Source organism: Nocardia sp. NPDC050799, from assembly GCF_040654015.1.
Taxonomy (GTDB): Bacteria; Actinomycetota; Actinomycetes; order Mycobacteriales; family Mycobacteriaceae; genus Nocardia.
The window spans coordinates 58,872-82,682 of record NZ_JBFAHF010000021.1 but is presented as its reverse complement, the minus strand read 5'-3'; the positions used below and the strand labels follow the sequence as shown (position 1 = coordinate 82,682).

The window sequence follows — 23,811 nt, the reverse complement described above, 5'->3', positions numbered from 1 at the left end:
ACGCCCCGGCCGCGAACGGAATCGCTTCGGCGACAGCACACCGCACCCGCCGGCGCGAGTTCCGCGCCGCCGGGCGCCGCGACCATGGAGGAGCCGCCGAGCCGCGCAGCCGGGGGCGACCGCGGGAGCCGGGCGGCATGCCGGCGTCGGTCCGGGATCGTCTTCTCAGCCGGCCGGCGCAGTTCCCGGGCGGGGCAATCCCAGTGATGCCACAAGATCCAGCATTTCCGCATGGTGCAGCGCCGCGGGATCCCGCGCGACCGGATGGATATGGCCGTCGATCTCCAGGGCCACCAGACCGTGCATACGACCCCACACCCGGAGCGCCAGCGCCGCCGCGGCCGGAGTCACCTCCGGGATGTCCTCGCGAACCTTCGCCACATAGTCGGGGTGCAGTTCCGCCCAGGAGCCGCTCTCGGATGGTGGCGGTTCGGCGGCGGCCACCAGCCGGGTGAGTTCGCGGCAGACGCGGCGCGCGGTGCGATCCACCGGACCGTTCTCCGGCGGACGGTAGCCGGGGACGGGTTGCCCGTAGAACAGCCGGAACCCTTCCGGGTTCGCCAGCGCCCAGGTGCGCAGCGCACCACCCCAGGCCACCAGCCTGCCCGCCGGATCGTGCTCGGGCACGGCGTCGACCGCCGCCCGCAGTGACTCCGCCAAAGATTCGCCGATACCCCGGATCAGCGCGGTGATCAAATCGTCCCGGGTCGGAAAGTAGCTGTAGATGGCACGCGCGGTCATGCCCATCTCCCGGGCGATACCGCGTAGCGAAATCGCGCCCGGTCCGTCCTCGGCCATCTGCCGCAACGCGATGGATTCGATCTCCCGCGTGGTTTCCGCGCGCAGCCGCGCACGGCGGCTCGGCACGCCCGTATCGGTCTCGACCACCTTGACAGGATACAGAGCATCAATATTCTTACCCGTGTCATTACTACACGCCGTGTACTAACAGATCGGAATTGTATGCCCGCCTATGTGATAGCCGATGTGGAGGTCCTCGACGAGGAGGCGGGCCGGGCCTACGCTCCCGTCGCCCAGCAGTCGATACTCGAATACGGTGGCCGCTATCTGGTCGCCGGACCCACCTCCGGCACCGTCGAAGGCACCTGGGATCTACCCCGGCTGGTGATCATCGAATTTCCCGATATGGAGCGGATCCGGGAGTGGTACGACTCCCCCGGGTATCGCGAAGCCCGCCGGATCCGCGAGGGCAAGATGCGGATACGCCTGCTGTTCACCGAGGGCACCCCGCCCGAGGGCTTCACACTCCCGTCCTGAGTCCACGGCCGGCTGCGCGGTCGGCGGGGTGATCTTGCCCGGTTTCGTCAGGTCGGGAGGCGCCGAACATCGCCCGGCGCCCAGGGGACCGAAAACAGCCACCACGTGGGCGCCGGCCAAGAGCACCTGCACCGGGTGCACCGCGGCCGCGCGGTCTTCTGTTCCCGGGCGACCCGGAGACACAAACGGTCCGCAGCCGCGGCAACGGCGCACCCGAGCCGGTGCGACACGATGTGGTCCGGTAAACCATCCGGTCACCGACTCCGCCCCCTAGGCTGGTGCAGTGAGGACCCGGTGAGTATCCAGGACCCCGACCAGCGGTTCCGCGCGGAGATCGCGGCGCTGCGCGCCCCCGCGCCGACGCCCTCCGATCAGGCCCTGCCCCCGGGCTTCACCGGACAGGACTTCGTGGAGTTGTTCGAGGCCCAGGTGCTGAGCCGGCAGGCCGATCTCGCCGCGCGGCGGCTGGGTGCGAGCGGGCGGGGCTTCTACAGCATCGGTTCGTCGGGACACGAGGGCAATGTCGCGCTGTCAGCGGCGAGCCGGAGCACCGATCCGGTCCTGCCGCACTATCGTTCGGGCGCCTTCTTCGTCCATCGCGCCCGCCGGGCCGGGGTGACGGACCCGGTGCGCGATATCCTGCTGGGCGTGGTGGCCGCCGCGACAGACCCCATTTCCGGGGGCCGGCACAAGGTGTTCGGCAGCGCGGTGGCCAATATCGTCCCGCAGACCTCCACCATCGCCTCGCAGCTGCCGCGCGCGGTCGGGCTCGCGTTCGCTCTCGAACGCGCCGACCGGCTCGGGGTGGCCTGTCCGTGGCCGGCGGACGCGGTGGTGCTCTGCGGTTTCGGGGATGCCTCGGCCAATCATTCAACCGCGGCGGGCGCGATCAACGCCGCCGTCCACACCGCGTATCTCGGCGTTCCCGTCCCGGTGCTGTTCGTCTGCGAGGACAACGGAATCGGGATCAGTGTGCCCACTCCGCCCGATTGGATCGAGCACGCCTACGGGCACCGGCCGGGCCTGCGCTGGTTCGCGGCCGACGGCTGCGATCTCCGCGACGCGGTGGCCGGCGCTCTGGCGGCAGTGGACTGGGTACGCGCCCACCGCCGTCCGGCGTTTTTGCATCTGCGCACGGTGCGACTGTTCGGGCACGCCGGATCCGATGTGGAGAGCGCCTACCGCGACACCGCCGCGATCGAGGCCGGCCTGGCGCGCGATCCGGTCACCGCTACCGCGCGACTCCTGATCACGGCCGGTATCCGTACCCCACGCGAACTGCTCGACCATTACGACCGCCTCGCCGAGCAGGTGGCCGCGACCGCGGACGAAGTATGTGGCGAACCGAAACTCGCCACCGCGGACGAGGTACTCGCACCGCTGGCCCCGGACCCTCCGAACGACGAGACAGCACGCCGGAGACCCCGCCCGCCGGTGACCGCCGGGCTCACCCCCGCGCTCCACCCGGCAGAAGACGAGCTTCGTGGCACAACGGAGTCCGAGGAGGAAGCGGACAGCGCGCCGGACACGCCTCCGCAGACCCTGGCGCAGGCGATCAACCACACCCTCGCCGACCTGCTCGCCCGCGACCCCGATGTCCTGGTCTTCGGCGAAGATATCGCCCGCAAGGGCGGCGTCTACGGCGTGACCAGAGGGCTGCGCAGACGGTTCGGTCCCCGACGGGTGTTCGATACCCTCCTCGACGAGCAGAGCATCCTCGGTACGGCCCTGGGCGCCGGACTCGCGGGGTTCGTACCGATTCCGGAGATCCAGTACCTGGCCTACGTGCACAACGCGCTGGACCAGTTGCGCGGCGAGGCGGCGACCCTGTCCTTCTTCTCGGCCGGCCGCTACCGCAACCCGATGGTGGTGCGTATCGCCGGCTACGCCTACCAGCGCGGATTCGGCGGGCACTTCCACAACGACAATTCCGTTGCCGCGCTGCGCGATATACCCGGCGTGATCGTGGCGTCGCCGGCCCGGCCGGACGATGCCGCGGCCGCGCTGCGCACCTGCGTCGCCGCCGCCCGCGCGGACGGCCGGGTTTGTGTTTTCCTGGAGCCCATCGCCCTCTACCACACCCGTGACCTGTACGAACCCGACGACGGGCAGTGGGCGGCGACCGGCTCGGAAACCGTCTCCGCGCCGATCGGCCGGGCCCGCGTCTACGGCGAGGGAACGGATCTGACGATCGTCGCCTTCGCCAATACGGTGCCGATGAGCCTGCGCGTGGCCCGCCGCCTCGCGCGGCGCGGTATCGGTGCGCGCGTCCTCGATCTGCGCTGGCTCGCCCCGCTCCCGTACGCCGATCTGATCCAGCACGCCGCGGCCACGGGGCGGGTCCTGGTCGCCGACGAGACCCGGCGCAGCGGCGGCGTCTCCGAATCCGTGTGCGCGGCACTGGTGGACGCCGGTTTCACCGGCACACTGACCCGGGTCACCAGCGCGGACAGTTTCGTACCGCTGGGGCCCGCCGCCGCGACCGTCCTGCTGAGCGAAGCCGATATCGAGGCCGCCGCCGACCGTTCGCTCTCCCCGGGCCGGGGGTGATCCACCGCCGCGCCACAGGTCACCGGTCGATACCGTGAGACTCCTGCGAATCCGCTGTGCGCCCGCCGGGTTCACCACCCGGCGGGCACGCGACTGTCGGCCGGCCGCGGTCAGTCGATCGCCGTGAGGTCGTACACGGTGACCCCGTCGATCTCGGTCGCGGTGAAGTTGTCCTGCACCCACCGGCCGATCTTCGAGGCCTCCGATTGCGATGCCGACCCCGGTCCGCCGCCGCGACCACCGGCGATGAAGTAGTGGATCACGCCGTCGGCCACGTACTGCTGGAACTGTTCCAGCGTGGGAGACGGATCGCCGCCGCCGAAACCGCCGATCGACATCACCGGCACGTCTGCGGCCAGCTGATAGCCCGCGGCATTCATCGAACTCACGGTGGCCGCGGCCCAGGTGTAGGACCCGGCGTTCTGCCGGAGCAGCGCGGCGACGGCCGCACTGCTCTCGCCGCCCTGCCCCGGTATGCCCGCACCGCCATCCTGCTGCCCGTCGGGCCGTCCGCCCGTACCGTCGCCCCGGCCGTCGTCTCCCGCTCCCGCGAACGCAGCACCGGAACCACCGGACATCGCATCGGCATCCGCGGACCCGCCACCCGCGGCGCCGGGTGTGGCGCCCAGTTCTCCCGGGGCGGCACCCGTGTCACCGGAGGTAGCACCGGTCTCACCAGGGGCAGCGCCCTGGCCGCCTGGAGCACCGTCCATACCGCCGGGGCCCCTGTCCGGACCACCGGGTCCGCCGAAACCATCCGAGCCGGTGCTCGGCCCGGCCAGCACGATGGAGCCCGTATGCGGCGTGGCCAGAGTGTCGACGGTGTAGGCGACCGGACCGGCCAGCCCGACGAACAGCGCGGTCAGCACCGCGACCACCGATACCTTCCGTGCGCGGATCAGCACGGCCACCGCGGCGAGTGCACCGGCCCCGAGCACCACCCAGCGCAGCCACGGTACGAACTCCGCGGACCGGCCCAGGAACACCCACGAGGTCACCGCGGTCAGTGCCACGGTCCCTGCGAGGACCGACCGCACCCACAGCCGGTCGCGTTCCCGCCACAGCGCGACCCCGCCCGCGCCGGTCACCGCCGCGACCGCCGGGGCGAGTGCCACGGTGTAGTACTGGTGAAACGTCCCGGTCATGAAGCTGAACACCACACCGGTGACCAGTCCCCACCCACCGAACAGCAGCAGAGTCGCCCGCTGCCGATCGGTTCGCACCGCGCGGCCGCGCACCACCGTCGCCGCGACCAGCAGGATCAGTGCCGCCGGTATCAGCCAGCCGATCTGGCCGCCGATCGAGGCGCCGAACAGGCGCGCGATCCCGGCATCGCTGCCGAAGCCGCCGCCCGGACCGCCACCGGCGGAACTGAGCCGGTCGAGCCCGTTGTAGCCCAGGGTCAGTTCGATGATCGAATTGTGTTCCGAGCCGCCGAAGTAGGGCCGCGAATCCGCCGGCCACAACTGGGCGATCAGAATCCACCAGCCCGCCGCGGCCACCATCGCCGCGCCCGCCGCGCACAATTGGGTGATCCGCGTGCCCAGCCGTGGCGGTCCGGCGAACAGGTAGACCACGGCCAGTGCGGGCAGCACCAGCATCACCTGCAATTGTTTGGCCAGGAACCCGAATCCGACGAAGGCGCCGCACAGCACCGGCCAGCGCCAGCGTCCGTCCTCGACGGCCCGGGCCATCGCCCAGACCGCCGCGACCATCAGCAAGACCAGCAGCGCGTCGGGGTTGTTGAACCGGAACATCAGCGCGGCCACCGGGGTCACCGCCAGCACCAGGCCGGACACCAGCCCGGCGGTGGCGCCGAACGAGCGCCGCACCGTCGCCCACAGCAATGCCACCGAGGCGACCGCCATCAGTACCTGCGGCGCCAGCATGCTCCCGCTGCCGAAGCCGAACAGCCGCGCCGACAACTCCATCGGCCACAGCGCCGCCGGAGTCTTGTCGACGGTGACGGCATTGGACCAGTCAGAAGAGCCGAAGAAGAACGCCTCCCAGGATTTCGCGCCCGACTGCACGGCGGCCGCGTAGAAGGTGTTGGCGAACCCGTTGGCGGTGAGATTCCAGAAATATGCCGCCGCCGTACCCAGCAGCAGCACCGCGAGGCCGATCTTCTCCCAGGGCGTGTTCCGCCGGGCGGGTACCGCCACCGGGACGGGGGCCGGACGGCGCGTCATCGAGGTGGTCACGGCGCGACCTCCCGCACGGGACGGCCGACGGCGGCGGAACTGCTCGAATTCTCGGTCATGTGTTCCACGATCGCCCTCGATGCTCCTTCCCCCCTGGGGGCAGGCTGGGAAGAACCTGGGAGTCCGGCGGACGGCCGGATCACCCGGGGTTCCGATGCGGGAGCGGGGTGCCTTCCGGTTGCCAGGGAATTCGCAGGCCGTTGGCAGCTCGCCTCGAGGCCGGTTGCCCAGGATGGCCCTTGTCGGACCGGGGAACGCCCCCGGACCGGTGGCCTGAGGGTCAGGCCGCACGCAGAGGAGGAATATCTCGCAATGGCGAAGGTGATGAAGTCGAAGCTCGCGAAGGCGGCCGTGGTCGGCGGGGTCGGACTGGGGATGGTCGGCCTGGGCGCGGGCGCGGCGAGCGCACAACCGGGCCCGGACCAGCAGCACGGGAACCAGCCGCAGCAGAACCAGCCGCACTGGGACCAGCATCAAAACAACCCCGGGCCGAACCATCCCAACGGCCACGGCTTCTGGGTCTTCGACCGGTGGGTGCCGCTGCCCTGGTGATCAGAGAGGGTTCGCACCCGCGACCGGACCGGTCGTGACGCCCGGCCCCGCGGCGGAGTTCTGTCATCACGGAAGCCACCGTGGGGCCGCGTTCGTCGGGTGGGAGCCGCGCCGGAAACCGATGGCCGCCGCGCCACCGCGGCCCGTTCTGGGCGGATTCCGCTGTGCCCGAACGCTTTTTCGGGCACCATCTGATCGTGTGATGATCAGACGAGTTCATGGAGCTGCCCTGCTGGCCCTGGCCGCCGCGACGTTCGCACCCCTCACCACCGCACCCGCGGTCGCGGACGCACCGTTCACCGCACCCCGGGTCACCTTCGCGGGTACCGCACCGGGAACGGTGACCGCGACCCTGCACAACCCGAACGACCGGGGTCAGTGCTGGGCGGAGGCGGGAGTCGGCCCGGAGAACAACCATGTCTTCTTCGGGGAGGCGAAACCGGAATCGCTGGCCGGCCCGGGCCGGACCGTCGAGACCGCGCTGACGGGTCTCGAATCGGGGACCACGATCAACGCCCGCGGCGGCTGCGCCGACACCGGCCCCGCCGGCGGATACGAGCTGGGCGAATTCGTCACGGTCACCGTCCCCTAGCCGGATACGGCCCGCGAACGTCGAGACATCCGTCCTGGTGCGCACAGCGGTAGTGCGCTCTGCCCTCAGGGCCTGCCCGCTCCCGGCGCGGGCGCGGGGAAGGCCACCACCCGGCCGGTGGGTTCGGGTGTCTCCGCGCCGTACTCCTGGCCGACCACGAAGAGCCGGGGGCGGTCGGGGTCACGGTCGAGCACGCAGGCGAACGCACCGCGGTCGAATTCCACGGTGTCCAGGACCGCGCCGCCCTCGGCCACCCGGACGCAGTGCCGGTTACCCACATCCGCGTACCAGGCCGCGCCTTCGGTATCGAGGCAGATACCGTCGGGATGGTCGCCGGGCGTGGCTGCCCAGACCCGGCGGCCGGCGAGATCACCGGAGGGTGTGATGTCGTAGGCAGTGAGTCGCTCGGCATAGGATTCGGCGACGATCAGGGTGGCGCCGTCCGCGGTGATCGCCATACCGTTCGGGAACGCGAGATCATCGGCGACCCGGCGCACGCTACCGGCCGGAGTCACCAGCACGACAAATCCGGGTGCGAACTCCCCGCCGGGGAAATCGAATCCGATGCTGTTGACGTAGGCATTGCCCCGGGCGTCGGCGACGATATCGTTCCACGGTGTATCCGTTTCACCGGCGAGATCGGCGTGCCTCACCAGGCTGCCGCCGGGGTCACGGCGCAGCAGGCGCCGCCGGCCCGAATCGACGATCAGCAGCCGCCCGTCGGGCAGGAAGTCGATACACATCGGGAACGAGCGCACAGCGGCGATCACCTCACCATGTCCCGGGCCGTCCACCGCGATCACCTGATTCGCGCCCCAGTCGGAGAACCACAGCCGGCCCTCGTGCCAGCGCGGCGATTCACCGAACACAACTCCCTCGAGCACTACCTCTGGTGTCTCCACGTGATATTCCCTTCGTTCGCCGGTGGTGATACAGACCTGGCGACTGCCCGGAATTAATCGCTCGGCGCGGCCGTGGAGCGCGGCGGCGAGCTTGCGATCAGCCGATTCCGTACGCGGCGAAGGCGTCGAGCAGGGCGCGTGGCCGCTGATCGGTTCTCGGTATGAACGACGTCAGAACCGGCCACCTCCCCGTCCCCGGCGCGACCCTGCACTACGAGATGCGCGGCAGCGGCCCACTGCTCCTGCTGCTACAGGGCGGCGACGGCAACACTGCCCGCGGCGCCGACCTGGCCGGACGACTCGCCACCGACTACACCGTGGTCGTCCCCGATCGCCGCGGCCTGTCCGGCAGCGTGCTCGACGACCCGGACGCGCCGGTGACGGTGGCCACCCACGCCGACGACACCCACCGCCTCCTGGCAGCCCTCACCGACGAGCCGGCCCGGATATTCGGCTCCAGCTACGGCGCGCTCATCGCGCTCACCCTGGCCGCCGACCACCCGGAACAGGTGGACACACTGGTCGCCCACGACCCGGCCACCATCGGCTTGCTCCCGGCACCGGCTCGCGACCGCGCCGAACGCGATCTCGCCGCGCTCGACGAGATCCACCGTGGTGAGGGAGCCCTACCCGCACTCCGGAAACTCGCGGAGTTGGTCCACGCCGACTTCTCCGATCGGGAAGCCGGCATCGCCCCGCCCGCACCGCGCGGGCCGGATGAGCTGGACGACCTGCACTTCTTCCTCTCCCGGGACCTTCCCGAGATCCGCTCGTCGGAGGTCGGCGCCGAACGAATCGCCGCACTGACCACGATGCCGGTCCGCATCGTGCCGGCCGCCGGGTGCGGGTCCCGAGAGATCTGGAACTACGACTGCGCCCGGGCCCTGGCGGCGCTGATGGGCGATGAGATCACCGAATTTCCTGGAGGACACAGTCTCTCCACCCATCCGGCCGCCTTCGCCGCACGGCTGCACGAGGTACTCCGAAGCGATCGGCACCCTATTACCACCCCGGCCGCGAAAAATGCATGAGGGGGCCGACCGCCCCGCGGGGCAGCCGGATCAGTCAGCGATCGGAGGCTTGACCGCGCGCTCGCCCAATCGCTCGATCACGGCGCCCGCGAAGTCTGCGACCGGGACCACCGCGCTGCCGTCGTCGGTCACATCCAGGCGGCGCAGTCCATCCCGGAAGTCCTGGTCCCAGAACGGGTAGACGCTCAGCTCGACTTGCTCGTCACCGGAGCGCAGCTGCACGAAGGACGGCTGGAGGTCGGTCGAGCCGTCGTGCAGTCGCGCATGATTGATCCGCGCCGCATGACGCAGACCGGCGTCCATATTGTCTTTGGCCACATCGACCGGAGATCCGGCGGCGGACAACGGCCCCAGCGCATCTTCCAACCGCGGCAAGAATTTGGACCGTACCGCGATAGCCAAGTCGTCGCCCGCGTTCAATCTCAGATGGCGTGCCGATTGCAAAGCCTCGCCGAGCCACTCCGGGAGTGCAGGAGTCTCCCGGACGCCGAACGAAATTTCCCTGGTCCACCCGTCCGGGTCGTCCACCAGCAGGCGGTGGTCGAGCCGGCCGAATACCTGATCGTCGAGCACCTCGGCAGGCGGAGCGCTGTCGCCGCGGTCGAAAATCCGGACCCGCAGCGTCCGATCGCCGCGTTCGCCCGTGGTTTCCAGCACGACGCGAGAGTCCCCACCGGTAGAGCGAGCCGAGTACGCCGTCGTATCACTCAGCGTCAGCCCGATATCATCTCGCCGTCGGGCAGGCCAATCCGGCAGCTGCTGGTCGAGCCAATCCCATGCCCGGGCAGTTCTTTCCGCATCGGTACGGCGCAGAGCCATTTCGGTAGTACTACCCGGAAGGTCATGAGTCGCGGCAGCAACCAGTCGTTCGCCTCGCTCACTGGCGCCTTCACTGACCGATGCGCCCGATCCGGCGTGCTCGGCGTGCAGGTGGATCCAATCTGCCTGCCCGCTCGAACGCCGGCTCAGTAGCCCCACCAAGTCGTTGCGAAGCCGCCGGAATAGCTCATCTCCGGACCCTCTCACCGGTCGGCACCCGCTGCCGGAGCCACAGCATTCCGCCCACGACGAAACAGAGAGCCCGCGAACGACGGGAGGACCCCGGGTGGAGGCACCACCGCGCCGGATCCGACCGGCGCGCGCCCCTTACGAAGTCCCACAGTTTCACAATAGGGGCCGCTGAGCAGGCCGGCCACTACCCGTACTGTGAGTTGCTACGTGTCGACTCGGCCGCTCTCTTGGAAGCCACCGATCGTCGACGAAGTGCATCTACCCCCGGACTCGATGCGCGCGAACGCCTCCGCGCACCGAAATTTCCCGGTGGACGCTCCGGCGGCTACTTTCCGGTGGTGAGCTCCCCGAGCGCGCCCAGCAGGAACCCGTTCACCGCGTCCGTCGCCTCCAATTGCACCAGATGACCGGCGCTCGGCACCGATTGCACGGCACGCAGATCCGGAAGCAGCGCGCGCATCGTGGCGAGCGGGTCGCGGCCGCTGAACCCTTCCATATCGGGGTCGTTCTCGCCGTAGACGAAGTACACCGGGACCGTGGGGACCGCCTCGGCATACTCGGCCGTCAGTTCCCAGTTGCGATCGATGGCCCGATACCAGTTCAGGCCGCCGGTGAACCCGGTGCGCTCGAAATCTCCGGCCAAGGTGTCGAATTCGGCCTCCGAAAGCCACGACCAGGGCAGTTCCGGCGCCGCGGGCAGCGCATCGATGTAGCGGGTTCCCGGCGGGTTCTTCCACACGTCGAGATAGTGGAAATCCCCACTCAGCGCGAAGTAGACCCGGGAAAGGAATTCGCGTGGCCGTTCCGCCAGATGCCCGTCGGCCACGCCGGGTTCCTGAAAATACTGCAGGTGCAGGAAATGTCGCTCGGCCATCTTCCCCCAGTAGTACCCGGGCGGTTTCGGGGCGCGCGGGGCAAAGGAGTTGTTCAGGATTACCAGTCCGCGCACCCGCTCCGGCGCGCGCAGCGCGAGCTCCCACAGCAGGGCCGCGCCGAAATCGACGCCCACGAAAACCGCCTGTTCGGCGTCGATGTCGTCGAGCAACGCGAGCAGGTCACCGACCACAGCCTCATTGGTGTAGTCGTCGATCGACTCCGGCGCGCCGGTCCGGCCCGCGCCGCGCAGGTCGGGGGCCAGGGCCCGGTATCCGGCGGCGCCGGCCGCGGCGAGCTGGCGGTGCCAGACGTACCAGGTGTGCGGGAATCCGTGGCAGAAGATCACCGGGTGGCCCCGGCCCTGTTCGGCGACATGCATCCGCACGCCGCCGGTGTCGACGAACCGGTGTGTCGGCTCCACCGAACCTCCCGAATACTAGAACGCGTTACAGTTTCACGGTAACGTCCCGGGACTGTGAGCGGAACACCACACCCCCTGCAGAATCGGATCGCGGTGGTCACCGGCGCCAGCCGTGGGATCGGCAAAGGTATCGCCCTCGAACTGGGCGCCGCCGGCGCGACCGTCTACGTCACCGGACGATCGGACCGGCCGGGCGGACTCCCGGGCACCGTGGGCGAAACGGCCGCGCGGATCGACGAACTCGGCGGCATCGGCGTGCCGGTGGTCTGTGATCACCGCGACGACGCGGCTACCGCCGCGCTCTTCGAGCGAATCGGCAACGACCACGACCGGCTCGACATCCTGGTGAACAACGTCTACAACTCCCCCGCCGCCGCCCGCTGGCTCGGCCGCAAATTTTGGGAGGTGCCACCCGCGGCGTGGGACGAAACCTTCGAGGTGGGTGTTCGCTCGCACTACGCGGCCGCGGTCTACGCCGCGCCGCTGCTGTTGAAAGGCGCCGGCTTGATCGTCAATGTCTCTTCACCGGGTTCCCAGCGGTATATGCACAACGCGGTCTATGGGGTCGCCAAGACCGCACTCGACCGGATGACCGCCGATTTCGCGCGCGACCTCGCCGGCACCGAGGTGACCGCGGTCTCGATCTGGCCGGGCATCGTCGACACCGAACTACTGCAGATGGTGCCCGCCGACGCGGACGGCAACCGGGTGGTGACACTTCCCGGAGAGGGCAGTTTCGACCTGAACCAGGCGGAGACCCCGCGGTTCGCGGGCCGCGCGGTGGTGGCCCTCGCCACCGACCCCGAACGCGGGAAACGATCCGGGCAGGCCTGGAAGGTCGCCGATCTGGCCGGCGACTACGGGTTCACCGATGTGGACGGGAGAGTCCCCCGCCACGACTGACCGGCAGGTCAGGCGAATTTGATCTCCAGCCCGATCCCCAGGATCGCGATGAACCAGACCATGCCGGTGAAGATGGTGATGCGGTTGAGGTTCTTCTCGGCGACGGTCGACCCGGACAGGCTCGACTGCATCCCACCACCGAACAGGCTGGACAGACCTCCGCCCTTGGCCCGGTGCAGCAGCACCAGTAGCACCAGCAGCAGGCTGGTGACGATCAGGAGGATATCCAGGAACATCCGCATGCCGGACAGTCTAGAGGGTGCGACGGAGCGAATCCCATTCGCCGTCCGAGCACGACCGCCGCGACGGCAGGGCCCGCAAAGCGCACGGCCGAAGCGGAACGCAGGTACACGGACGCGCACGGCGGCAGCAAACGCGGAGGTACCCAGGGAACGCACGGCCGCAGCGAACGCGGAGGTACGCAGGGAGCGCACGGCCGGAGCGAACGCGGAGGTACGCAGGGAGCGCACGGCCGGAGCGAACGCGGAGGTACGCCTATGGCCGCGGTTCCACCGATACCAGGTGGGTGAGCGTCTCATCGTGCGCGAACTCCGACACCGCCCGCTCACGCGTCAGATCCTGGGCCGTCAGCCGCACCTTGTGCTGCTGCATGTGCTCGGACCAGGACCGCACCACGAACGCCTCCACATAGCGGTCCGTACTGCCCACATCGCGGTACACCCGCCATTCCATCGCGCCGGTGCGCTGCCGTGAGCGCCCCACGAAGCTCATGGCCGCCAGGAATTCCGGCACCTTGTCCGCCGGGACGTCGTAGTCCTTGAGCACCAGCACCGGGCCGTCGTCGGGGTCCGGTTCCACCACCAGTTGCGGTTCCGGCCAGTACGCGTGCGGCGTCAGATCGAAACCGGGCGTGAACTGCCGCAGCGGCAGCCAGATCGTGCTGACCGCGCACACGCCGAGCAGCACCGCCGCCGCCAGCAGCGCGGTGACCGCGCCGTACGCCCCGGCGGCCAGGCCCCACACCACCGAGCCGATCGCCTGCCCGGCCATGAACACCAGCAGGTACACCGACAGTCCCCGGGCCCGGACCCAGCCGGGCAGCAGCAACTGCATGGTCGCGTTCATGGTGGATAGGGTCAGCAGCCAGGACGCGCCCGCGAAGACGAGCAGGAGCAGCACCAGCGCCTCCACCCGCAGCAGCGCGGTACCGCCGCAGGCGATCCCGAACACCACCGCGGCGACCGCGACCTGCTGGGTCGGGGACAGCAGGGCCCGCACCCGGGCCAGGCCCAGCGCGCCGAGGACCGCGCCCACGCCGAGCGCGCCCAGCATGAGGCCGTACCCGGAGGAGCCGAGCCCGAGCTGGTTGCGCGCGATCACCGGTAGCAGCGCCCACAGCGCGCTGGCGGGCGCGACGAACAGGGCGGTGCGCAGCAGAACGCGCCGGATCGCGGGCGCGGATTTGATGAAGCGGCTCCCCGCCTGCAGGGCCGCCAGCGGCCGTTCACTGGGCAGGTCCTTGGCCACGCGCGGCCGTCGCCAGAACAGCAGCGCCGCGACGATCGCGGCGAACGATACGGCGTTGAGCGCGAATACCAGTGCGGGACCCGACACGGCGACCAGTACACCGGCGATGGCCGGTCCCACCGCCCGGCCGATGTTCATGTTCATACTGCCGAGCGCGGCGGCCGAGGGAATCTGATCCCGGGGCACCAGTTCGGGCTGGATCGCCTGCCAGGCGGGCCCCACCACCGCTTGGCCGCAGCCGAGCAGGAACAGCAGCGTGAGCAGTACCGAGGGGGTGGTGTGCCCGGCGGCGGTGGTTACCGCCAGCGTGATCGCCAGTACCGCCATGGTGGTTTGCGCGCCGAGCAGCAGGCGGCGGCGGTCCAGCAGGTCGGCCAGTACCCCGGACGGAATAGCCAGGATCATCACCGGCAGTGTCGTCGCGGTCTGCACGAAGGAAACCAGCGCGGCGGCATTGGGTCCGTCGACCAGCACCCACTGCGCCCCGACCATCTGCATCCAGGTGCCCAGATTGGATACCAGCTGCGCGATCCACAGCGCCCGATAGACCCGCGACCGCAATGGCGCCCAAGTGGAAACTGGTTTCGCTGCGGCTGTAGTCACTCGGGACAGCATAGCGTCGCGCTCTGACCGGCCCGCCGGGCGAAGGGACCCGCGATCGGATCCCGCCGGGGCACAGGTCCGGCCCGCATCGGCCCGGCGCCGGAGCCTGCCGGGCCCGCGAACCGGCTCCGCGCGCGACCGTGATCCGGCGCGGCGTGAGCTCACGCGGTGAGCCGGTCGTCCTCGCTGATGAACCAGGTCGCGATGACGCTCACCACCGCGGTCGCCGCCAGATAGCCGCAGGCCGGCCACGGCGCCGAACCGCCGACCGCGATCAGCGCCGTGACGATCATCGGGGTAAGGCCCGACGCGTAGATCCCGGAGAACTGGTAGACGAAAGACAGGCCGGTGTACCGCACCTCGGCCGGGTACAGTCCCGCGTACAAGGTGCCCTGCGCTCCGTAGAACACTGCGTGCGCCACGCCGAACACCGCGATGATCGCGAGGGTGAAGACGACGATGTTCCTGGTCTCGAAAAGCGCGAACACCGGGTACACCAGCACGCCGTAGGCCGCGATGCCGGCGATGTAGACCCGGCGCGGCCCGAAGCGGTCGGCGAGCAGACCGGACACCGGGATGAGCGCCGCCATCACCACCGCGGCGACGGTGACCGCCACCAGCACCGGCACCTGCTCGAAACCGAGATGCCCGGTCGCGAACGTGATCGCGAAGACACCCCAGGTGTTGAACGCCGCGCCCTCACCCCAGCGCGACAGCAATCCGAGCACGGTGTTGCGCCGGGAGCGGGCATTGCGGAACAGCTCCACCACGGGCACTTTCGAGATCCGGTTGAGCCGGTCGACCTCCCGGAAGGCGGGTGTCTCGTCGATCTTGAGACGCACCACCAGGCCGATCAGCACCAGCACCAGGCTGGCGCCGAACGCGATCCGCCAGCCGTAGTCGAGGAACGCCGTTTCGCTCAGCGTCGTCCGCAGCACCGCGAACACACCGGTCCCCAAGGCGAGCCCGAGTGCCAGCCCGACCTGCGGATAGCTGCCGAACAGGCCGACTTTCCGGCGCGGGCTGTGCTCGACGGCGAGCAGCACCGCGCCGGCCCACTCACCACCCAGCGCGAAACCCTGCAGCATCCGCAGCAGCAGAAGCAGGATCGGGGCCGCGACGCCGATCGCGGCCGCGGTGGGCAGCACACCCATCAGTGCGGTGGCCCCGCCCATGATCGCCATGGTCAGGGCCAGTGTCTTCTTGCGGCCGATCCGATCACCGATATGACCGAAGACGAGTCCGCCGACCGGCCGCATCACGAAGCCGACAGCGAAGGTCGCGAACGACAGCATGGTTCCGACGAACGCGCTGCTGTTCGGGAAGAAGAGTTTGTCGAAGACGAGACCCGCCGCGGTGGCGTAGAGGAAGAAGTCGTACCACTCGACGGTTGTGCCGATCAGGCTCGCCACCACCGCTTTCCTGGTGTCGGCGGCCCCGAGCCCGGCGGCGGGCGTCGTGGCGCGATCGTCCGGGTGGGTCGCGGCCGGCCCTGTTTCCAGTAGTGACATCGTGTTCCCTTCGCTCCCGCGTCGATCGCCGAGCGAGGATATGAGGACAACGGCCCAGGTAGGAAGCGTTGGAATCAGCACGATTCGAGCGGCGGGCGGGTTTCAGCGCACGGGACCCGGCCGCGCGCCGGGTAGCATCGCCGTCATGCCGGGACCAGCGCTCCGAATCGGCGCGGCTCTGTCGCTGCTGCTGCTCACCGCGACAGCGTGCTCGGACAACGAGCCGGCGCCGCCCGCACCCGAACCCACGCCCATAGGCCACACCTATATATCCACCGAGGTCACCGGCACACCCATCCCCGGCGGCGGTCCGCTCACCCTCACCTTCGCCGACGACCGGATCTCGGCGGAGGCCGGATGCAACACCCACAGCGGTACGGTGGATCTCCGCGACCACGTCCTGCACGTCTCCGAGCTCGCGAGCACGCTGGTCGGCTGTCCGGGCGACCGGGCCGGCTCCGACACCTGGGTCGGCGACCTGCTGCGCGCGGACCCCACCTGGCAGCTCGATAAGGATCGGCTGACGCTGACCGGGAAAAGCACAACCGTCGTCCTCACCGACAAGAAGGTGCTGCATCCGGACCGCCCGATCCGCGGCACCGAATGGGTGGTGACCTCCCTGCTCACCCCCGACGCTCGGATCAGCTCACAGACCGTCGATCAGGTCCGGCCGACGCTCACCATCGCCGGCGACGATTCGCTCACCGGATTCGCCGGCTGCAACCGGATGACCGGCCGGGCGGTGGTGACCGGACCACCGGCCGGAGCCGATATAGCGTTCACCGCGGCCACGACCCGGATGATGTGCGGTCCGGAGATCATGGAAGTCGAACAGACAGTGCTGGCCGCACTGGACGGTACGGCACAGGCCACCGTGGACGCCGATACCCTCACCCTGCGCAACCCCAACGGCCACGGGCTGATCCTGCGCGCCGGGTGACTTCGCCGACCGGATTTCCCGCCGGCCGACTGCTTCCGCGGCGACGACCCGCGCGTGATGGTATCCGGACCGGGCCGGCGACAGCACACGGTGCGCGAACCGATGAGGCCCGCCAGTGGGGAACCGGCGGGCCTCATCGGGTTATCGATCGGTCAGGGCAGCGGCCCGCCCGCCGCGATGGCGGACAGGGTGGCGAATTCGTCGCCCTTGAGCGACGCCCCACCCACCAGGGCCCCGTCGATATCGGTCTGCCTGGTCAGCTCGCCGACGTTCTTCGCGTTCACCGAACCGCCGTAGAGCACCCGGACGATCTCGGCGACCTGCTCGCCGGCCAGCTGCACCAGCTCGCCGCGGATCGCGCCGCAGACCTCCTGCGCGTCGGCGGGTGTCGCGACCTTGCCGGTACCGATCGCCCACACGGGTTCGTAGGCGATCACCACCTTCGCGATCTCCTCGGCCGACAGGCCCTTCAGCGAACCCCGCAACTGTTCGAGGTTGTACTCGACATGGGTGCCCGCGTCGCGCACATTCAGCCCCTCACCGATGCAGACGATCGGCGTGATGCCGTGCTTCAGCGCCTGCTTGGCCTTCGCCAGCACCGTGGCGTCGTCCTCGTTGTGGTACTGGCGGCGCTCGGAATGCCCGACCACCGCGAAGGCGCAGCCCAGCTTCGCCAGCATCGCCGCGCTGATCTCGCCGGTGTAGGCGCCCGCATCGTGCACCGACACATCCTGCGCACCATAGGTGATACGGAGTTTGTCGCCCTCGACCAGCGTCTGCACGCTGCGGAGATCGACGAACGGCGGAATCACCGTGACATCGACCTTGTCGAAGTACTTGTCGGGCAGCGCGAACGCGATCTTCTGTACCAGAGCGATGGCCTCGAGGTGATTGAGGTTCATCTTCCAGTTGCCCGCGATCAGCGGTTTCCGGGCCATCTACGCACCCTCCGCTTCCTCTAGCACGCTGATACCGGGCAGCGTCTTACCTTCCAGGTACTCCAGCGACGCCCCGCCACCGGTCGAGATATGCGAGAAATCGCCCTCCGGGATACCCAGCGCCCGCACGGCCGCGGCGGAATCACCACCACCGACCACGGTGAACGCGCCCTTACCGGTGGCCGTGGCGATGGCCTCGGCGACCCCGCGGGTCCCGGCCGCGAACTTCTCGAACTCGAACACACCCATCGGGCCGTTCCAGAACACGGTGCGCGCCTCGGTGAGCAGCGCCGCGAAACGCTGCACCGACTCGGGCCCGATGTCCAGGCCGAGCCGGCCGTCCGGGATCTCGTGCGCCGGTACGACCTTCGACTCCGCGTCGGCGGAGAAGGAATCGGCGACAACGATATCGCGGGGCAGATGGATGACATCGGCGTAGCGATCCAGCAGGCCCTTGCAGGTCTCGATCATCTCCTCCTGCAAGAGCGAGGAACCGACCGAGAGACCCTGGGCGGCAAGGAAGGTGAAGCACATACCGCCACCGATGACCAGGGTGTCGACCTTGGGGGCCAACGCCTCGATCACCGCGAGCTTGTCCGACACCTTGGACCCGCCGAGCACCACCGCGTACGGGCGATCGGTGGATTCGGTGAGCTTGGCGAGCACTTCGGCTTCGGCCGCGACGAGCGTGCCCGCGTAGTGCGGCAACAGTTTCGCCACGTCGTATACCGACGCCTGTTTGCGGTGCACCACACCGAACCCGTCGGAGACGAACGCACCGTCGTCACCGACCAGCTCCACCAGCGCGGCAGCCAGTTTCGCGCGCTCGGCATCGTCCTTGCTGGTCTCGCGCGGATCGAAGCGAATGTTCTCCAGCAGCAGCACATCGCCGTCGGTCAGGCCCTCGGACCGCGCCAGCGCGTCCTGACCCACCACATCACCGGCGAGCTGCACATTGCGGCCCAGTTCGGCGGCGAGCCGGGTCGCCACCGGAGCCAGCGACAGGGCCGGGTCGGGGGCGCCCTTCGGACGACCGAGGTGCGCGGTGACGACCACTTTCGCACCGGCTTCCACCAGCGCGCGGATGGTCGGCACCGAGGCCACGATGCGGCCCGGATCGGTGATCTGCCCGTTGTCCAGCGGAACATTGAGGTCGGAGCGCACGAGCACCCCGCGCCCCTCGACGCCCTCGGCGAGGAGGTCTTCCAAAGTTTTGACAGTCACGCCGTTCCTCAGAGGGATTTGCCGACGAGGCCGATGAGGTCGGCGAGGCGGTTGGAGTAGCCCCACTCGTTGTCGTACCAGGAGTAGACCTTCACCTGGTCGTCGATCACCTTGGTGAGCGGCGCGTCGTAGATCGACGAGTGCGGGTCGGTGACGATATCGCTGGACACGATCGGGTCGACGCTGTACTTCAGGATGCCCTTCAGCGGCCCCTCGGCGGCCGCCTTGAACGCCGCGTTGATCTCGTCGACTGTGGCCTTCTTGGCGAGATCGGCCGTCAGGTCGGTGATCGAGCCGGTGGGGATCGGCACCCGCAGCGAGTAACCGTCGAGCTTGCCGTTGAGTTCGGGCAGCACCAGGCCGATGGCCTTGGCCGCACCGGTGCTCGTCGGCACGATATTCACCGCGGCGGCACGGGCCCGGCGCAGATCCTTGTGCGGGCCGTCCTGCAGGTTCTGGTCCTGGGTGTAGGCGTGGATGGTGGTCATCAGGCCCTTGACGATGCCGAACTCGTCGTTCAGCACCTTGGCCAGCGGGCCCAGGCAGTTGGTGGTGCAGGAGGCGTTGGAGATGATGTTCTGGCTGCCGTCGTATTTGTCGTCGTTGACGCCCATCACGATGGTGATGTCCTCACCCTTGGCCGGGGCGGAGATGATGACCTTCTTCGCGCCCGCGGCCAGATGCCCCTTGGCCTTGGTGGCGTCGGTGAAGATACCGGTGGACTCGACCACGACGTCCACGCCCAGATCACCCCACGGCAGCGCCGCCGGGCCCTCCTTGATGGCCAGCGCCTTGATGCGCTGATCGCCCACCACGATGGTGTCCTCACCGTCGAGCGACACGTCCTGGGGCAGCCGGCCCAGGATCGAGTCGTACTTCAGCAGCGTGGCGAGGGTCGCGTTGTCGGTGAGGTCGTTGACCGCGACGATCTCGATATCGGTGGTGCCGAGCGCCTTCTGCGCCTCCACCGCCCGGAAGAAGTTGCGTCCGATACGACCGAAGCCGTTGATACCTACCCGGACAGTCACGTTATCGCTCCTCAGCTGTCAAGCGGATCGTTCCGATGCCCTGTCAACCCTAATGCCTCGCGGCAACCTCCCCGACAGGCACCTGGTGTTCGTGAGCACCGGGTATCCGGGCACCCGGCCGGAACACTCCGGCAGTTCCACCGGCTGTCCGGGATGATGGCGGAGATGCCGAACGAACCCGCTCCCGCGACTCCGCACATCCGCCCCGCCACCGCCGCCGGCACGTCCCGCGCCATCAGGACCCTCACCCGGGCCTTCGCCGACTATCCATGGACCCGGCACACCTCGCCGCCGACGATCACGAGCGGCGTCCGGCCACCTTTCAGGAGCTCTTCCTCATCCGGATCGGCCTACCGCACGGCAGGGTGTGGGTCGCCGACGACGGGGATGCGGTAGCCGTCCGGACCACCCCGGTCACCGCCACCGAGGCGGTGTTCACCGAACTCGCGCCACGCTTCACCGAACTGGCCGGGGATCGCGCGGCGGCGCACAGCGCGGCGGAAGCGGCCCTGGCGCCGCACCGCCCGGCCGGGCCCGTCCGGTTCCTGGGTACCGTCGGCGTCGGCCCCGCACGCCGGGGTACGGCCTGGGCCGCGCGGTGATCGAACCGGGCCCGGCCGCAGCGGAAAGCGACAGAGTCTCCGCCTTCCTGAAGACGTCGACGGCGGCCGATGTCCGGTTCTACGAACATCTCGGATTCCGGGTCAGCGCGGAGGTGGAGATCCCGGACAGCGGTCCCCGCATCTGGTGCATGCTGCGCTGAGCCCCCGGCTGTGCACCGCCGGCCGCCGGCCGCCGGCCGCCGGCCGGCCGGACCCGGCGCAGGCCGTCCGGCCGCACGCCTCAGGCGTCGTCGAGAAGCTCCGCGGTGACCGCCGATTCCGTATCCGGCACCCCGAGCTCCTTCGCCCGCCGGTCGGCCATCGACAGCAATCGTCGAATACGGCCCGCCACCGCGTCCTTGGTCATGGGAGGGTCGGCGAGCTGACCGAGCTCCTCGAGCGAAGCCTGCCGGTGTTCCACCCGCAGCTTCCCCGCCGCGGCCAAATGGTCCGGCACATCCTCGCCGAGCAGTTCCAGGGCACGTTCCACCCGGGCGGCCGCGGCCACCGCGGCCCGGGCGGAACGGCGCAGGTTCGCGTCGTCGAAGTTGGCGAGCCGATTGGCGGTGGCCCGGACCTCACGGCGCATCCGCCGCTCTTCCCAGGTGAGCCGGGTGTCCTGGGCACCCATCCGGGTGAGCAGGGCGCCGATGGCCTCACCGTCGCGGACCACGACCCGATCGGTGCCGCGCACTTCGCGGGCCTTGGCGGAGATCCCGAGCCGCCGGGCAGCACCGACCAGTGCCAGCGCGGCTTCGGGTCCGGGGCAGCTCACTTCGAGAGCCGAGGAACGGCCGGGCTCGGTGAGCGAGCCGTGCGCCAGGAAGGCGCCGCGCCACGCGGCTTCCGCATCCGCGACGCTACCGCCGACGACCTGGGCGGGTAGTCCGCGCACGGGCCGGCCACGGACGTCGAGCAGGCCGGTCTGCCGGGCCAGGGCCTCGCCCTCTTTCGCGACCCGGACCACATAGCGGGAGGATTTGCGCAGGCCGCCGGCGCTGAGCACATGCACATCCGACCCGTATCCGTAGAGTTCGAAGATCTCCCGCCGGAGCCGCCGGGCGATGGAGCCCATATCGACTTCGGCTTCGACTATCACCCGCCCGCCGACGATATGGAGGCCGCCGGCGAAACGCAGCAGGGCGGACAGTTCGGCTTTGCGCGCACTCACCTGTGTTACGGCGAGCCGGCTCAGCTCGTCTTTCACTTCGGCTGTCATCGCCACGAGACGTGCTCCTTTCCACCCAACCCGGACCGCACATCCTGACCCATGTGCCGTCCCTCGACTCGAAGCCCCGGCAACTGTGGCCGAGGCCCGTGGATCAGTTGATCCAGTGCGGCGGCGAGCTTTCCGGGGTCGTGCCGGTCGGTTCCCGCGTCGGCGACATCGGAAAAGATTACTCGCGCCCGTAATTGACCGGCAGCCCTGGCCACATGCTCACGCTCCCGCCCTTCCGGCACGCACCCGGAGTCGACCAGAACCTCGTCGACCGCGAAATCCGGTGCGTGCTGGGACAATACATGCAGATGTCGTTCGGCGGAGAACCCCGCGGTCTCACCGGGCTGCGCGGCGAGGTTCAGAATCAGCACTTTACGCGCCCGGGTGTGGACCAGTGCGTCACGGAGCCCGGGTACGAGCAGATGCGGTATGACACTGGTGAACCAGGAGCCCGGCCCCAGGATCACCGCGTCCGCGCCTTCGATGGCGGCGGTGGCCTCCGCACAGGACGGTGGATCGGCGGGCAGCAGCCGTACCCGCCGCACCTTGCCCGGCGTCGTGGCGACCGCGACCTGGCCGCGGATGCAGCGGCTCACCCGCGGATCGGCTTCCAGCCCGGATACGTCGGCCTCGATATCCAGTGGAATATTCGACATGGGCAGGACCCGCCCGCTGATACCGAGCAGCTCACCCACCTGGTCGAGGGCGGCCACCGGGTCCCCGAGCACCTCGGTGAGCCCGGCCAGCAGCAGGTTGCCCACCGAATGCCCGGCCAGGGCGCCGGTGCCGCCGAACCGGTGCTGCACGGTCCGGGTGAGTACCCCGTCGGCGTCGGCGGCCAGCGCGGCCAGCGCCATCCGCAGGTCACCGGGCGGCGGCACCCCGAGTTCGGCGCGCAGCCGGCCGGAGGAACCGCCGTCGTCGGCAACCGTCACCACCGCACTGATCCGGCGCGTGATGCGCCGGACCGCCGTGAGTGTCGCGTACAGCCCGTGGCCACCGCCGAGCGCGGCGACCGCGGGGCCGGACGGATCGGCGGCTCCGTTGTCCGCGCGACTCATTCGCGCCCCAGATCCCGGTGCAGTACCCGTACCGCGTCCACCGGCCCGTCCGCGCCCGCGTCGATCCGGCTCCCGGTGATCTTGCCGAGGGCCTCGGCGATCGCGACGCTGCGATGTCTACCGCCGGTGCAGCCCACTGCGACCGTCATGTAACGCTTCCCCTCTTGGCGATAACCCTGGGTGGTCAGCTCGATCAGGTGATCACAGGTCCGCAGGTAGTCGTCGGCGCCCGGACGCGACAGCACATAGTCGCTGACCACCGTTTCCTGACCACTGTGCTGCCGAAGTTCTGGTACCCAGTGCGGGTTCGGCAGGAAACGCACATCCAGCACCATGTCCGCGTCCAGCGGGACACCGTACTTGAATCCGAAGGATTGAACGGTCAACTGCAGCGCAGCGGGCGTGCCGCCGCCGTAGACCTCCTCCAGTTTCCGGTGCAACTGATGGATGGACAGTTCGGTGGTGTCGATGACCACATCGGCGGCGGCCTTCACTCCCGCGAGCCGGACCCGTTCGGCGGCGATGCCGGCCGACAGGGTCCCCTCGGCGCTGTCGTTCTGCAGTGGATGGCGGCGCCGGGCGAAACCGAACCGGCGGATCAGCACATCGTCGGAGGCCTCCAGGAACAGGATGCGCGTGGGGACGCCGCGGGCGCGGAGTTGTTCGGTGACGGCGGACAGGTCCCCGGTGAAGAACCGGCTGCGCACGTCCATGACGATCGCCAGCCGCAGGATGGGCGGATCGGCCGAGGAACCCAGTTCCACCATGCGGCCGATCAGCTCCGGCGGCAGATTGTCGGTGACATACCAGCCCAGGTCCTCGAGTACCCGCGCGGCCGTGCCCCGCCCCGCACCGGACAGGCCGGTCACCATCACGACTT

General features: G+C 69.5%; 23 protein-coding genes. 9 read left to right on the top strand and 14 right to left on the bottom strand.

All coding sequences use genetic code 11. The features are described from left to right. Nucleotides 1-165: 165 nt before the first annotated feature. Nucleotides 166-888: a TetR/AcrR family transcriptional regulator gene (locus AB0H42_RS21965; protein WP_357058467.1), complete on the bottom strand. Its 723-nt coding sequence runs from the start codon at nt 886-888 to the stop codon at nt 166-168. A 75-nt stretch (nt 889-963) separates the two neighbouring features. Between AB0H42_RS21965 and AB0H42_RS21960 the strand changes: the two genes are divergently transcribed. Then, the gene (locus tag AB0H42_RS21960; RefSeq protein ID WP_357058465.1) at nt 964-1,278 is read left to right on the top strand and encodes a DUF1330 domain-containing protein; all 315 of its coding nucleotides are present in this window, start codon (nt 964-966) and stop codon (nt 1,276-1,278) included. 294 nt (nt 1,279-1,572) lie between these two features. Beyond that, a complete protein-coding gene (locus tag AB0H42_RS21955; protein ID WP_357058463.1) occupies nt 1,573-3,828 on the top strand; it encodes a thiamine pyrophosphate-dependent enzyme in 2,256 nt (751 codons plus the stop codon). A 110-nt stretch (nt 3,829-3,938) separates the two neighbouring features. On the opposite strand, the gene AB0H42_RS21950 is transcribed toward AB0H42_RS21955, so the two are convergent. Further along, nucleotides 3,939-6,017, bottom strand: coding sequence for a glycosyltransferase family 39 protein (locus AB0H42_RS21950; RefSeq protein ID WP_357058543.1), 2,079 nt, complete (start codon nt 6,015-6,017; stop codon nt 3,939-3,941). Nucleotides 6,018-6,341: 324 nt separating this feature from the next. On the opposite strand from AB0H42_RS21950, the gene AB0H42_RS21945 reads away from it, so the two are divergent. Together AB0H42_RS21945 and AB0H42_RS21940 are read left to right on the top strand one after the other, a co-directional pair. Further along, nucleotides 6,342-6,581 (top strand): hypothetical protein, encoded by a 240-nt coding sequence (locus tag AB0H42_RS21945; protein ID WP_357058462.1) that lies wholly within the window; start codon nt 6,342-6,344, stop codon nt 6,579-6,581. 202 nt (nt 6,582-6,783) lie between these two features. Continuing rightward, entirely contained in the window at nt 6,784-7,173 is a 390-nt protein-coding gene (locus AB0H42_RS21940; RefSeq protein WP_357058460.1) for a hypothetical protein, read from the top strand. Nucleotides 7,174-7,238: 65 nt separating this feature from the next. On the opposite strand, the gene AB0H42_RS21935 is transcribed toward AB0H42_RS21940, so the two are convergent. Next, the gene (locus AB0H42_RS21935; RefSeq protein WP_357058458.1) at nt 7,239-8,075 is read right to left on the bottom strand and encodes an SMP-30/gluconolactonase/LRE family protein; all 837 of its coding nucleotides are present in this window, start codon (nt 8,073-8,075) and stop codon (nt 7,239-7,241) included. A gap of 161 nt (nt 8,076-8,236) precedes the next feature. On the opposite strand from AB0H42_RS21935, the gene AB0H42_RS21930 reads away from it, so the two are divergent. After that, nucleotides 8,237-9,106, top strand: a complete 870-nt coding sequence (locus AB0H42_RS21930) for an alpha/beta fold hydrolase (protein WP_357058456.1) — start codon at nt 8,237-8,239, stop codon at nt 9,104-9,106. Between the two features lie 30 nt (nt 9,107-9,136). On the opposite strand, the gene AB0H42_RS21925 is transcribed toward AB0H42_RS21930, so the two are convergent. Then, nucleotides 9,137-9,763 (bottom strand): hypothetical protein, encoded by a 627-nt coding sequence (locus AB0H42_RS21925; RefSeq protein WP_357058454.1) that lies wholly within the window; start codon nt 9,761-9,763, stop codon nt 9,137-9,139. Between the two features lie 679 nt (nt 9,764-10,442). Next, nucleotides 10,443-11,414 (bottom strand): alpha/beta hydrolase, encoded by a 972-nt coding sequence (locus AB0H42_RS21920; protein WP_357058452.1) that lies wholly within the window; start codon nt 11,412-11,414, stop codon nt 10,443-10,445. 54 nt (nt 11,415-11,468) lie between these two features. Between AB0H42_RS21920 and AB0H42_RS21915 the strand changes: the two genes are divergently transcribed. Next, a complete protein-coding gene (locus AB0H42_RS21915) occupies nt 11,469-12,317 on the top strand; it encodes an SDR family NAD(P)-dependent oxidoreductase (protein ID WP_357058450.1) in 849 nt (282 codons plus the stop codon). Nucleotides 12,318-12,325: 8 nt separating this feature from the next. On the opposite strand, the gene secG is transcribed toward AB0H42_RS21915, so the two are convergent. From secG to AB0H42_RS21900, 3 genes are all read right to left on the bottom strand, one after another. Then, complete coding sequence (gene secG / locus AB0H42_RS21910; protein ID WP_030521441.1) at nt 12,326-12,559, bottom strand: preprotein translocase subunit SecG; 234 nt, start codon at nt 12,557-12,559, stop codon at nt 12,326-12,328. A gap of 253 nt (nt 12,560-12,812) precedes the next feature. Beyond that, nucleotides 12,813-14,420, bottom strand: a complete 1,608-nt coding sequence (locus AB0H42_RS21905) for an MFS transporter (protein WP_357058448.1) — start codon at nt 14,418-14,420, stop codon at nt 12,813-12,815. Between the two features lie 149 nt (nt 14,421-14,569). Next, nucleotides 14,570-15,919: an MFS transporter gene (locus AB0H42_RS21900; protein ID WP_357058446.1), complete on the bottom strand. Its 1,350-nt coding sequence runs from the start codon at nt 15,917-15,919 to the stop codon at nt 14,570-14,572. Nucleotides 15,920-16,064: 145 nt separating this feature from the next. Between AB0H42_RS21900 and AB0H42_RS21895 the strand changes: the two genes are divergently transcribed. Further along, complete coding sequence (locus AB0H42_RS21895; RefSeq protein WP_357058444.1) at nt 16,065-16,859, top strand: META domain-containing protein; 795 nt, start codon at nt 16,065-16,067, stop codon at nt 16,857-16,859. Between the two features lie 152 nt (nt 16,860-17,011). Here AB0H42_RS21895 and tpiA read toward each other — a convergent pair whose 3' ends face one another. Genes tpiA through gap form a run of 3 tightly spaced genes read right to left on the bottom strand, consistent with a single transcriptional unit; the run spans nt 17,012 to nt 20,049 of the window. Continuing rightward, a complete protein-coding gene (gene tpiA, locus AB0H42_RS21890; RefSeq protein ID WP_357058442.1) occupies nt 17,012-17,797 on the bottom strand; it encodes a triose-phosphate isomerase in 786 nt (261 codons plus the stop codon). Further along, nucleotides 17,798-19,021 carry a phosphoglycerate kinase gene (locus tag AB0H42_RS21885; protein ID WP_357058440.1) on the bottom strand — a complete coding sequence of 408 codons (1,224 nt, stop codon included), beginning with the start codon at nt 19,019-19,021 and terminating at the stop codon, nt 17,798-17,800. Between the two features lie 8 nt (nt 19,022-19,029). Continuing rightward, a complete protein-coding gene (gene gap, locus AB0H42_RS21880) occupies nt 19,030-20,049 on the bottom strand; it encodes a type I glyceraldehyde-3-phosphate dehydrogenase (RefSeq protein ID WP_063038914.1) in 1,020 nt (339 codons plus the stop codon). 269 nt (nt 20,050-20,318) lie between these two features. Between gap and AB0H42_RS21875 the strand changes: the two genes are divergently transcribed. Together AB0H42_RS21875 and AB0H42_RS21870 are read left to right on the top strand one after the other, a co-directional pair. Continuing rightward, a complete protein-coding gene (locus tag AB0H42_RS21875) occupies nt 20,319-20,651 on the top strand; it encodes a hypothetical protein (protein ID WP_357058438.1) in 333 nt (110 codons plus the stop codon). Continuing rightward, nucleotides 20,648-20,812, top strand: coding sequence for a hypothetical protein (locus AB0H42_RS21870; protein ID WP_357058436.1), 165 nt, complete (start codon nt 20,648-20,650; stop codon nt 20,810-20,812). The genes AB0H42_RS21875 and AB0H42_RS21870 overlap by 4 nt, the downstream gene beginning before the upstream one ends. Nucleotides 20,813-20,892: 80 nt before the next feature. On the opposite strand, the gene whiA is transcribed toward AB0H42_RS21870, so the two are convergent. The 3 genes from whiA to rapZ are packed head-to-tail and all read right to left on the bottom strand — an operon-like array spanning nt 20,893 to nt 23,803. Then, the gene (gene whiA / locus AB0H42_RS21865) at nt 20,893-21,870 is read right to left on the bottom strand and encodes a DNA-binding protein WhiA (RefSeq protein WP_174372421.1); all 978 of its coding nucleotides are present in this window, start codon (nt 21,868-21,870) and stop codon (nt 20,893-20,895) included. Further along, complete coding sequence (gene yvcK, locus AB0H42_RS21860) at nt 21,867-22,931, bottom strand: uridine diphosphate-N-acetylglucosamine-binding protein YvcK (protein WP_357058434.1); 1,065 nt, start codon at nt 22,929-22,931, stop codon at nt 21,867-21,869. Before yvcK ends, whiA begins: the two co-directional genes overlap by 4 nt. Next, on the bottom strand, nt 22,928-23,803 hold the full coding sequence (gene rapZ / locus AB0H42_RS21855) for an RNase adapter RapZ (protein WP_051714600.1): 876 nt from the start codon (nt 23,801-23,803) through the stop codon (nt 22,928-22,930). The genes yvcK and rapZ overlap by 4 nt, the downstream gene beginning before the upstream one ends. Nucleotides 23,804-23,811 lie beyond the last annotated feature (8 nt).